This is a genomic window from Pseudomonas sp. CFBP2511 (assembly GCF_030209255.1).
Lineage (GTDB): Bacteria > Pseudomonadota > Gammaproteobacteria > Pseudomonadales > Pseudomonadaceae > Aquipseudomonas > Aquipseudomonas avellanae.
Genome location: NZ_JARVSI010000048.1, coordinates 1 through 11,880 on the forward strand (window position 1 = coordinate 1; position 11,880 = coordinate 11,880).

Here is an 11,880-nt window from a genome sequence, read left to right on the forward strand (position 1 = left end):
AATTCCAAAAACCCTCATCGCTTACGCGTTGAGGGTTTTTGTTTTTGTGGCGTTTATAAAACATCGCCTTGCCTGTCGCCCCATCACCCATCCCCGGTAGTCATCCAGTTCAACATGCGTGTGGCATTCCAGCGCGCTTGCCCTTATGGTTCGGCTTCAGGTTTCAATCGCACCCGCCAAGGAAGCAAGCATGTCCGTTACAACCCCGCTGAGTGCAGGTTTCATGGTGGTTCAAGGCAACCGCCCGGATGAACTGCGCAGTCTGGTTGTGTCCTGGATGCGTCGCTATCCCCTGGCACCGCTTGAGAACGAGATTGCGCTGGTGCAGAGCAACGGCATTGCGCAATGGCTCAAACTTGCGCTGGCTGAAGACGCTCAGGACGATGACAACGGCGGCTGCGGCATTGCGGCTGCGATAGATGTTCAGCTCCCTGGCAGTTTCATGTGGACGCTGTATCGCAGGGTCCTCGGCAGCGATGAAATTCCTCAGACGTCTCTGCTCGACAAGACCCCGCTGACCTGGCGCTTGATGCGCTTGCTTCCCGCACTGATCAATCAGCCCCACTTCGAGCCACTGCAGCGCTTTCTGACCGACGACACCGACCTGCGCAAGCGCTATCAATTATCTGAACGCTTGTCTGATCTGTTCGACCAATATCAGGTCTATCGCGCTGACTGGCTGGAAGACTGGGCCGCAGGCCTACACCAATTGCGCGACGCACGAGGTCAGCCACGGCCCTTGTCCATTGCCAATTGCTGGCAGGCCGAGTTATGGCGCGCACTGCTGGATGATGTCGGAGCCAAGGGCATGGCCCAGAGCCGTGCTGGCGTGCACCGGCGTTTTATCGAGCGCATTGGCACCATGACCGAAGCGCCGCCTGGCTTGCCATCGCGGGTAATCGTATTCGGCATATCGTCACTCCCGGCGCAGGCGCTGGAAGCACTGGCCGGCTTGGCGAAGTTCAGCCAGGTGCTGCTCTGTGTGCACAACCCCTGCCGTCACCACTGGACCGACATCGTCGCTGACAAGGACCTGCTGCGTCATCAGTACAAGCGTCAGGCCCGCAAGACCGGTATGCCGATGATCCTCGATCCGCAAGCGCTGCATCAGCATGCGCATCCGCTGCTCGCTGCCTGGGGAAAGCAGGGCCGTGATTACATCAACCTGCTGGACAGCCATGACGATCCGCGCAGCTATCGTTCGTCATTCAAGGACGAGCGGATTGACCTGTTCAGTGAGGTCGAGCCAACCAATCTGCTGAACCAGTTGCAGGACGATATTCTCGAACTGCGCCCGCTGGATGAAACGCGGGAGATATGGCCAGCCATTGACCCGCTTGAAGACCGCTCGGTCCGGTTTCACGTTGCCCACAGCGCGCAGCGTGAAGTGGAAGTGCTGCATGACCAGCTCCTGGCGCGGTTCAGCAAAGACCCCAACCTGCGCCCGCGTGATGTGATTGTCATGGTTCCGGACATCGACAGCTACGCGCCACACATTCGCGCTGTCTTCGGCCAGATCGAACGCGAAGATCGCCGTTTTATTCCCTTCACGCTGGCCGATCAGGGGCAACGTGGTCGTGAGCCATTGCTGATCGCTGTCGAGCATCTGCTTAAGCTCCCCGACAGCCGCTTCCCGGTCAGCGAAATTCTCGACCTGCTGGACGTTCCGGCCTTGCGAGCGCGCTTTCGCATTCAGGAGCGCGATCTGCCAACCCTGCATCGCTGGATTGAAGGCGCAGGCATCCGCTGGGGCCTCAATGCGCAGCAACGCGCCGGTCTGGGGTTGCCGGATGCGCTGGAACAGAACAGTTGGCACTTCGGCCTGCGCCGCATGTTGCTAGGTTACGCTGTGGGTGCCGGTACCGCTTATGACGGCATTGAGCCCTACGACGAGATCGGCGGGCTGGATGCTGCATTGATAGGCCCGCTGGTAGCGTTGATCGATGCGCTGCAGGTTGCCCATACAGAACTGTCCACGCCCGCCACCCCGGAGCAATGGGGCGCACGCTTGCAAGCCATTCTGCAGCTGTTCTTCATTGCTGAAAGCGAGCATGACGACTACCTGCTTGCTCAGCTCGAAACACTGCGTGAAAACTGGCTGGAAACCTGTGCAGCGGTAAACCTGATTGATGAGCTGCCGCTGACCGTGGTCCGTGAGGCCTGGCTTGCCGGGCTTGATCAGGGCCGCTTGTCTCAGCGTTTTCTGGCAGGCTCGGTCAACTTCTGCACGTTGATGCCCATGCGCGCCATCCCGTTCAAAGTGGTCTGCCTGTTGGGCATGAACGATGGCGATTACCCGCGCGCGCAACCCCCGCTGGACTTCGACCTGATGGGCAGTGATTACCGCCCCGGTGACCGTTCGCGTCGTGAAGATGACCGTTATCTGTTGCTCGAAGCCGTGCTCTCGGCGCGGGATCAACTGTACGTCAGCTGGGTTGGCCGCAGCATTCGTGACAACAGCGAGCGGCCTGCATCGGTACTGATTGGCCAGCTGCGTGATCACCTGGCCAGTGGCTGGAAACTGGCAGGCGAAGCCGACCCTGACAGCAAACTGGACGACGGCGAACGTCTTCTGAAAGCACTGACGGTGCATCACCCGCTGCAGCCGTTCAGCGCCAATTACTTTCATGCAGGCACCGGCTACTTCAGCTTCGCCCGCGAATGGCGCCTGCTGCATGAAACCGACCTCCAGGTGCCCGTGCCTCAAGCGCTTCCCCCTCACGAGCAGGAAGAGCCACTGTCCATTGCGCAATTGCAGGACTTCCTGCGAAACCCGGTAAAGCACTTTTTCAGCCAGCGCCTGAAGATCTATTTCGAGGTCGCCGAAGCGCCGCTCGCTGATGAAGAACCGTTCGTGCTCGACGCCCTTGAGCGCTACGGCCTCAGTGAAAGCCTGCTCAACGCGGCGATGGTTTCCCCTGACAATAGTGATGTCGCCCTGAAAGCCCAGGCCCTGAAACTGCAAGCCAGCGGCCTGCTGCCTCTCGCCGGGTTCGGCACCTGCATGCAGGACGAACTGATCGAGCCCTTGCCGGACGTGCTCAGGCGTTACTACGATCTGCTGACGCTGTGGCCCGAAACCTTGAGCAGTGCCTTGCCGATCAGTTTCAGCCACCGTGGCGTCAGCATCGACGGCTGGCTTGGCGGGTTACACCGCAACACTCGCGGCGAGCTATTGCTGGTCACGGCGATTCCCAACAGCATTGGCTCTAAAAAGACCCGTAAGTGGCATCGACTGATTCGCCCGTGGGTGAATCATCTGGTGGCCTGCGCCTGTGAGCTGCCATTGAGCACCGCGCTGGTGGCCAGTGACGAAACCCTGATGCTCGACCCGCTGGAAAAAGATGCTGCCATCACCACGCTGAACCACCTGCTGATGGCCTGGCTGCGCGGCATGCAACAACCGCTGCCGGTGGCCGTCAAAACCGCATTTGCCTGGCTGGGCCAACCCGCCGACAAAGCCGAAGCCGCCGCTCGCAAAGCCTACGAAGGTGACGGGCAGACCACCGATGGCGAACGACGCGAAAGCACCGCGCTGGCCCGGCAGTTTGCGGACTTCGACGCCTTGATGGACAGCGAGGAATTCGCGGGCTGGTGCGAGACACTCTACAAGCCGATTTACGACGCGCCCTGGCAGTCGTTGTCTGGCGGGGAGGGTGGCGCATGAGTAATCAATCGCTCCCTCTGGCGCTACGCTTTCCGTTACGTGGCAGCCAACTGATCGAAGCCAGCGCCGGGACCGGCAAGACCTTCACCATCTCTGCGCTGTACCTGCGTCTGGTGCTCGGCCACGGCTCCGAGCAGTCAGGTTTTGGCCGCGAATTGCTGCCGCCGCAGATCCTCGTCGTGACCTTCACCGACGCTGCCACCAAAGAGCTGCGTGACCGGATTCGTACCCGGCTGGCCGAAGCTGCGCGGTTCTTTCGTGACGAAATTAGTGCCCCCGATGAACTGATCAGCCAATTGCGCGAGCAGTTCGAGGCCGAGCAGTGGCCTGCCTGTGCCAGCCGTCTGGACATCGCCGCGCAATGGATGGACGAAGCCGCCGTCTCGACCATCCACAGCTGGTGCCAGCGCATGTTGCGCGAGCATGCTTTCGACAGCGGCAGCCTGTTCACCCAGACCCTCGAAACCGACCACAGCGACCTGCTCGGCGAAGTCCTGCGCGATTACTGGCGGCGATTCTGCTACCCCATGAGCGGTGACGCGCTGGCCTGGGTGCGGGAAAACTGGAGCGGTCCGGCGGCACTGTTGCCCCGCGTACGTGGCTTGTTTGGCCGTGACCGCAGCACCAACACCCAAGCGCCGGCCGAGCTCATCGAGGCGTCGTTGCTGGAGCGTCGGGCAGCGCTTGCCGCCCTGAAAGCCCCTTGGGCCGTATGGTCTGACGAGCTCTACACGCTCTGCCAGGACGCCGTGGCCCGCAAGGTGGTCGATGGCCGCAAGATGCAGGAGCGCTTCTTCAAACCCTGGTTTGAAAAGCTCGCCGCGTGGGCCGCTGACGAAACTCAGGAAGCGCTGGACCTGGGCACCGGCTTCACACGCTTGACCCCAGACGGCGTCGCCGAGGCCTGGAAAAGTGATCCACCGTCGCACCCGGCGTTTGCAGCAATGGCGCAGCTGAAAGCAGCGCTCGACGGTCTGCCCAAGCCAGATGCGGCCGTGCTGCAACATGCCGCGCAGTGGGTCAGTGCGCGTTTTGAAGAAGAGAAGCGCCGCCGTGCCGAAATGGGTTTTGACGACATGCTGCTCAGGCTCGACGGCGCATTGCACGGCGCGGGCGGCGAGCGGCTGGCGACGCTGATTCGCGAGCAGTTTCCGGTGGCGCTGATCGATGAGTTTCAGGACACCGATCCGGTGCAGTACCGGATCTTCGACAGCATCTATCGTCTGGAAGGCAACGACGAGCAAACCGGCTTATTTCTGATCGGCGACCCCAAGCAAGCCATTTACGCCTTCCGTGGCGCCGACATCTACACCTACCTGCGCGCCCGGCAGGCCACCGATGGTCGCTGGCACACGCTGGACACCAACTATCGCTCCAGCCACGCGATGGTCGAGTCGGTCAACCATGTCTTCACGCGAGCAGAGCAACGCCCGGAAGGTAAAGGTGCGTTTCTGTTCCGTGACGAGAAAGGCAATCAGGTGCCGTTCTCCGATGCCTTGGCCCAAGGTCGCAAGGAAACTCTGGAAGTCGATGGCGCCGCGCTCACCGCATTGACCGTATGGCATCTTGAGAGCGAGCAGCCGGTGTCCGGTGTCGTCTATCGCCAGCAGCTTGCAAGCCGCTGCGCCAGCGAGATCGTGCGCCTGCTCAACGCCGGTCAGCAGGGCCGCGCGGGCTTCACTGTACCGGGCAATGCCCAGCGTGGGCTGCGTCCGGCCGACATCGCGATTCTGGTTCGCGACGGCAAAGAGGCGCAGGCGGTGCGCAGTCAACTGACGGCGCGTGGCGTGCGCAGCGTGTACCTGTCGGACAAGGATTCAGTGTTCGCCGCGCAGGAGGCGCACGACCTGCTGTCCTGGCTCAAAGCCTGCGCCGAGCCGGATTCCGAACGTACGCTGCGCGCGGCACTGGCCTGCATCACCCTCGACCTGCCGCTCGCCGAGCTGGAGCGTCTGAATCAGGACGAACTGGCGTGGGAACAGCGCGTCATGCAGTTCCGTGGCTATCGTGCCGTATGGCGCAGCCAGGGCGTGCTGCCGATGCTGCGCCGCCTGCTGCATGACTTTGCCCTGCCGCAGACCTTGATGACCCGCACCGACGGCGAGCGAGTGCTGACCAATCTGCTGCACCTGTCCGAACTGCTGCAACAGGCCGCCGCCGAGCTGGATGGCGAACAGGCGTTGATTCGTCATCTGGGCGATCACCTGGCGCTGTCCGGGCAGGCCGGAGAAGAACAGATCCTGCGCCTGGAAAGCGACGAGCAACTGGTCAAAGTCGTCACCATTCACAAGTCCAAGGGGCTGCAATACCCGCTGGTGTTCCTGCCGTTCATCTGCTCGTCCAAACCGGTCGACGGCAGCCGCCTGCCACTGCAGTTTCATGATGCCGATGGCCGCGCGCAGATCAGTCTGCAGCCCACCGAGGCGCTGATTCAGCAAGCCGATGACGAGCGCCTGGCAGAAGACCTGCGCTTGCTTTATGTCGCGCTGACCCGTTCGGAGCATGCCTGCTGGCTAGGCGTTGCCGACCTCAAACGCGGCAATGCCAACAGCTCGATGTTGCACCGCTCGGCGCTGGGCTATTTGCTGGGTGGCGGTACGGCGCTGCCCGAGTCGGCTGACCTCAAGGTCTGGCTGCGTGATCTGGCCGAGGGTTGCAGCGCGATTGCTTTGCAGCCGGTTCCCGAACCCACCGATGACAGCTTCAGTGCGCCGCGTAACGAGGCCTCGCTGGTCAAACTGCTGGTACCCAAACGCCGTGCTGCCGAGAACTGGTGGATCGCCTCCTATAGCGCCCTGCGCATCGGCGACACCGTAACGGCAGGTGCCGACGAGTCACCTGACAGCCCGCAGGCACAAAAGCTGTTTGACGACGAGCGCCTTGATCCCGAAGCGCCTCGCGACATACTGGTCAGCGGCGGCGATATCCACCGCTTCCCGCGTGGCCCGAACCCCGGCACCTTTCTGCACGGGTTGCTGGAATGGGCAGGCAACGAGGGGTTTGCGAACACTGCGCGTGATCCGGTCGAGCTGGAAAGTGCCGTCGCCCGTCGCTGCAATCGACGCGGCTGGAAGGGCTGGATCATCACCCTGCGCGACTGGCTGCAGCAGATGCTGAACATGCCGCTGCGCCTCTCGCCTGATTCCACGCCGGTTGCATTAGGCGACCTGAATCAGCCCAATCAGTACCGCGTCGAAATGGAGTTCTGGTTCGCCAGCACTAACGTCAACGTGGCGCAGATGGATACCCTTGTGCGCCGTTTCACCCACGACAATGCGCCACGGGCCGCCACCGAAACCGTCTCGCTCAACGGCATGTTCAAAGGCTTCATCGACCTGACATTCGAGCACGAAGGCCGTTACTACGTGGCTGACTACAAGTCCAACTGGTTAGGCAGCGATGACGACGCCTATACCGATCTGGCGATGGAAACAGCGATTCTCGACAACCGCTACGACCTGCAATACGTGCTTTATCTGCTGGCGCTGCATCGACAGCTCAAGACACGCATGGCCGATTATGACTACGACCAGCACATGGGCGGCGCGCTTTACCTGTTCCTGCGCGGCAGCCGTTCCGCCTCTCAAGGCGCGTATTTCACTCGTCCGCCACGCGAACTGATCGAGAGCCTGGACCTGCTGTTTCAGGGCAAACCCTTAACGCCTGACCTGCCTGGAGCATTGGCATGAGCCGTTCGTTCGACGATCTGTTGCCCACTGCGCTGGACGACATCAGCCTCGCCGACTTGAGCCCGTTGACCCGCGCCGACGATCTGCTGATGCTGCTGGAACGCTGGGTCGAGCGCGGTTGGTTGCGCGCCCTGGACCGGGCTTTTGTCGCGTTCCTCAGCGACCTCGACCCGCAGGCCGATCCACTGGTGCTGGTCGCTGCGGCCCTCACCAGCCATCAACTGGGCCACGGCCATGTCTGCCTCGATCTTTACGAGACCTTGAAAGAGCCGGACTTCGCCTTGTCACTGCCGCCCGAAGGTGATCAGCAAGACGGGGCAATGCTGCTGCCCTCGCAACTGCTGGCAGCGCTGGATGGCGCAGCGTGGTGCCAGGCGCTGGCGCGCAGCATGCTGGTCGCGCAAGCCACAGACTCAAGCGCCGAGGCGCTGCAAAAACCCTTGGTGCTGGCAGAGCGACGGTTGTACCTGCGCCGCTACTGGACCTATGAACGCCGCATCGCTGCAGCCCTGCGTCGGCGTCTGGAACAAGCCGATGCTCCGCCCGACGATCTGCCGCAGCGCCTGAACGCTTTGTTCGGGCCTGCGAACTCAGCGCCGGACGCCATCATCGACTGGCAAAAACTGGCCTGCGCACTGGCAACCCGCCGGGCATTCAGCATCATCACCGGCGGCCCCGGCACGGGCAAAACCACCACCGTGGTGCGCTTGCTGGCGTTGCTTCAGGCTCCTGCCGTGCAGAGCGGCCAGCCGCTGCGCATTCGTTTGGCAGCGCCGACGGGCAAGGCGGCAGCACGTCTGACCGAATCCATCAGCCAGCAAGTGCAAAGCCTGGACGTCAGCGCCGAGGTGCGGCAGAAAATCCCCAGTGAAGTCACCACCGTGCACCGCTTGCTGGGCAGCCGCCCTGGCACGCGCCATTTCCGTCACCACGCAGGTAACTTGCTGCCACTGGACGTGCTGGTCGTCGACGAAGCGTCCATGATCGATCTGGAAATGATGGCCAACCTGCTCGACGCACTGCCGCCGCATGCGCGCATGGTTCTGCTCGGCGACAAAGACCAATTGGCTTCCGTCGAGGCGGGCGCGGTACTGGGTGATTTGTGTCGCGACGCCGAAGACGGCTTCTACAGCCCGCAAACCCAGACCTGGCTCGAAGCTGTCAGCGGCGAAGACCTCAGCAAAGGCATGTTGCGCCAAGGCGATGCGCAGCAACATCCACTGGCCCAACAAGTGGTCATGCTGCGCCACTCGCGCCGTTTTGGCCAAGGCAGCGGCATCGGCCAGTTGGCCCGGCTGGTTAACCAGCAACAGGATCAGCAGGCGAGGGCGCTGCTGTCGGCAGGCAGTCACGCCGATCTGTTCGCCTTGGCGCTCAAGGGCGAGCAAGACCTCAAGTTCGAGCGGCTGGTGCTGGAAGGCCTTGGCCAAGGCGGGCAAGGCCCGCAGGGTTATCGGCATTACCTGAACGTGCTCGGTGTCGAGCGCCCGGCAGTAGGCGCTGAACTGGACGACGAATGCTGGACCCGATGGGCACGCTCGGTACTCGACGCCTTCGACGCGTTCCAGTTGCTCTGCGCGGTACGCAAAGGCCCGTGGGGCGTAGAAGGCTTGAACCAACGCATCACCCATGCGTTGTTCAATGCGCAGCTGATCGAGAGCGAACAGCAATGGTACGAAGGCCGGCCAGTACTGATGACCCACAACGACTATGGCCTTGGCTTGATGAACGGCGATATCGGCATCACCTTGCGACTGCCCGAGCGCGATGGTGAGGGCAAACAGGTCCTGCGCGTCGCCTTCCCGCGCAACGATGGCAGCGGCGGCGTGCGCTTCGTCCTGCCCAGCCGCCTCAACGAAGTCGAAACCGTCTACGCCATGACCGTGCATAAATCCCAAGGCTCGGAATTCGCCCACACCGCCCTGATCCTGCCCGAAGCCCTCAACCCGGTACTGACTAAAGAACTCATCTACACCGGCATCACCCGCGCCAAACACTGGTTCAGCCTGATCGAACCGCGCCAGGGCATCTTCGAAGAAGCTTTGCGCCGCAAAGTCAAACGCCTGAGTGGCCTGATGCTCGGGCTTTGAGCCTGCCCGTGATCACGCCTAAGCCGCCTCCAGTCTGTTATGCACAAGTCTTGAAGGCTCTGAAAAGCTGGCGTCTGCCCGGATGGCGCGGGAGCGGACCTGGCGCTTCGCTTGTAGCGGGACTCGTCCGCGAACTGCCGGGAAGGCAGCAACGGTACACACGGTACATCAGACGCAACTGAGGCAGCCCGTTTCAGGGCCGCCGCAGATCCGACACAACACCTCACACGCCATAATCCACATACCGCGCCATAAGGTTCGGGCGGCTAAACGTGTCAATCGCATAAACCCGCTGCCACATGGCACCAACCTCGGTCTTGAACGTGGCGTCGTCCATATCGATCCAGTAGCGAGGGTTGCGGCCGCGCTGCTGATCGTAACGGGCGGTGACCGGGTCCAGATGCCTGTACGGTTCGAACAGCGGAATGTCCGGAATCGGGCCGCTGGTGTCCATGTAGTTTTGCAGGAAGTCCCAGAGTGCGCAGGGGCGTTGCTGGAAGTCGTCGGGGCCGAGCAGCGCGTGGAAGTTGATGTGCTGCTCCTCATAGCGATGCTGGAGTAGCAGGCCGTAATACGGTCCATGACGATCATGCGTGGTGATCATGTAGGCATCGAACTCGTAGAACGGCGCGACGAACTCGTCGATCACCCCTTCTTTTCGATGGCGTTTGTAGCCGAAGATCGTGACCAGACCGGTTCTGCGATTGAGCTCCCAGAGTGGACCTTTTGGGGGGCGGAACCAGACTCTGGGAAAGTAGTTGATGACGACGTGGCCAATGATCCAAAAGGCCAGCCAAGGTCCCATAAGAATCGGAAATGTTTCGATAACATTGTTAACGTACAGGGTGAAGGCTGACCCCGCCGGCTTGTTTATACCCAAAAAACTTACAAGCAAAAACATAGGTAGCAAGATAATGAAAGACCATTTCCCACCCTGCTGCATGAACAACCATAATTGCGTTTGAAACGGCAGCTGAGCAAAGCGGAATCGCTCTTGGTCATGTTTTTGATGTAAGTCAACTGATTCAAATTTGGCCGGCACATAAGTCTTATCAGCTTTCTGCCGTATTTTGTCCACCTGAGCTTTTTGCCAAAACCTCATGCTCTCAGGTGTGTGGCTCATCATTAGTTCAATAGGCACTGTCCCCTGAGTCGAGGACCAAGGCAGACGTGTAGCGCCAGACAAAATAGGGAGGCTCTTTAGTGCAGGTGCTTGTCGTAAAGTTTTGCCTGGGCTATACGCACGAGAGCCGTAATAAGATCTATGGATTGACTCAGTCATTAGGCTTAGCCTTGTGGGTTGATTCGTCAGCCCAAAATGGCTGGTTGACTTTGTTGAAGTCTGGCTTGGCCCACGCTTCGCTAAATTGGGTTCCATCCTTGATGGGCGGCGCAGGAAAGTGTCGCTTTTCCCCACTGCGTATCAGAGTGAATTGTGCTCTTACTGCCCATTCAAAATGATGTGTCGTATTGCCAGTTGATGAGGTTGTGTTTATGGGTGTGGAGAAATAAAGCTCCAGCGCGTCAGGATGAAGTCGCTGGGCTTTAGGCGATTCTGGTCTAAGAGAATTTTTCGCATTCGTTTGATAGTGTATCCCTTGATTGCTCGAAACATTACTAACAAGCTTCAGTCTGCATTCGGCTTGTATGCTAAGGCTATCCAGCCTACTAATCAGGCCCGGCAACCGACTTTCCAAACGAATAATCGTGTCTGAAATACGTATTGCATAAGGTGTTTCTGCGTGGGCATCAAATGTAGCCTGCGGATCATAACTCGGATTTTTACTGATGGTGATAGTGATGGCAGCAAGTAAGCTTATAAGTCGGTAGAGTGCTTCCTGGGGATCCTGTAAATAGTGGTCTGCCCGATTGCTTTCGCCAAACGGACCGTTTGCCAACCAGGATTCCATTGGTGTTGAACTCAGTAAAACGACTACCCCCACACCCGTTCCGATCAGCAATAACGCGATCCAGCTAAGAGCATTTAATTTGAATAGTTTAGTCGCGCCTCCAAAACCTGCGCCCAGGGTTCCTGCTAGCCCTCCTGTGGATATCAGTAGATAACCGTACGTGGCCTGATCGTTCCAGCGCCAAGCATACCAAGCGTCGTAAAGATTTAATCCGGTCAAAGCCACACCGGACAAAAATTGTAGGATCAGTCGAGCAGTAAGCTCTTTGGTTAAAATATTACCAAGTGCAGTACCAAGCCAGCGTTTTGCCTGGGTTTCAGAAACTGTTAATAGTGTCTTTCTCGAGAGCGCAATCGCGGACTGGGTGCCGGCAAACTTTACAGCTAAGGCTTCTAATGCGATCACTAAGTCTAATCCGGCGCTTAGCACACCACCGGATGCTCGATGTTTATTTTTCTCCCTAACTGTCTGCTCCCAAGCAGACACCTCCGAACTCACATTCCAAACCTCCAACATCAACACCG

The 11,880-nt window shown here is 59.9% G+C and carries 4 protein-coding genes and 1 pseudogene; 3 read left to right on the plus strand and 2 right to left on the minus strand.

Annotation, left to right across the window (positions count from 1 at the left end; all coding sequences use genetic code 11):
- Positions 1 to 190: 190 nt before the first annotated feature.
- From recC to recD, 3 genes are read left to right on the plus strand one after another with little or no spacing between them, the layout of a single operon-like run.
- A complete protein-coding gene (gene recC, locus QRN38_RS27950; protein WP_057418905.1) occupies positions 191 to 3,667 on the plus strand; it encodes an exodeoxyribonuclease V subunit gamma in 3,477 nt (1,158 codons plus the stop codon).
- Positions 3,664 to 7,356: an exodeoxyribonuclease V subunit beta gene (gene recB, locus QRN38_RS27955; protein WP_057418904.1), complete on the plus strand. Its 3,693-nt coding sequence runs from the start codon at positions 3,664 to 3,666 to the stop codon at positions 7,354 to 7,356. Before recC ends, recB begins: the two co-directional genes overlap by 4 nt.
- On the plus strand, positions 7,353 to 9,446 hold the full coding sequence (gene recD / locus QRN38_RS27960; protein ID WP_057418903.1) for an exodeoxyribonuclease V subunit alpha: 2,094 nt from the start codon (positions 7,353 to 7,355) through the stop codon (positions 9,444 to 9,446). Before recB ends, recD begins: the two co-directional genes overlap by 4 nt.
- A gap of 223 nt (positions 9,447 to 9,669) precedes the next feature.
- On the opposite strand, the gene QRN38_RS27965 is transcribed toward recD, so the two are convergent.
- Both QRN38_RS27965 and QRN38_RS27970 read right to left on the minus strand, forming a co-directional pair.
- Positions 9,670 to 10,572 (minus strand): hypothetical protein, encoded by a 903-nt coding sequence (locus QRN38_RS27965; protein WP_183140615.1) that lies wholly within the window; start codon positions 10,570 to 10,572, stop codon positions 9,670 to 9,672.
- A 148-nt stretch (positions 10,573 to 10,720) separates the two neighbouring features.
- Positions 10,721 to 11,880, minus strand: a pseudogene (locus QRN38_RS27970) (hypothetical protein); the annotation flags it as partial.

Coding starts and splice junctions, on each gene's coding strand:
- recC (WP_057418905.1), top strand. CDS start 191: ATGTCCGTTACAACCCCGCTGAGTGCAGGTTTCATGGTGGTTCAAGGC.
- recB (WP_057418904.1), top strand. CDS start 3,664: ATGAGTAATCAATCGCTCCCTCTGGCGCTACGCTTTCCGTTACGTGGC.
- recD (WP_057418903.1), top strand. CDS start 7,353: ATGAGCCGTTCGTTCGACGATCTGTTGCCCACTGCGCTGGACGACATC.
- QRN38_RS27965 (WP_183140615.1), bottom strand. CDS start 10,572: ATGATGAGCCACACACCTGAGAGCATGAGGTTTTGGCAAAAAGCTCAG.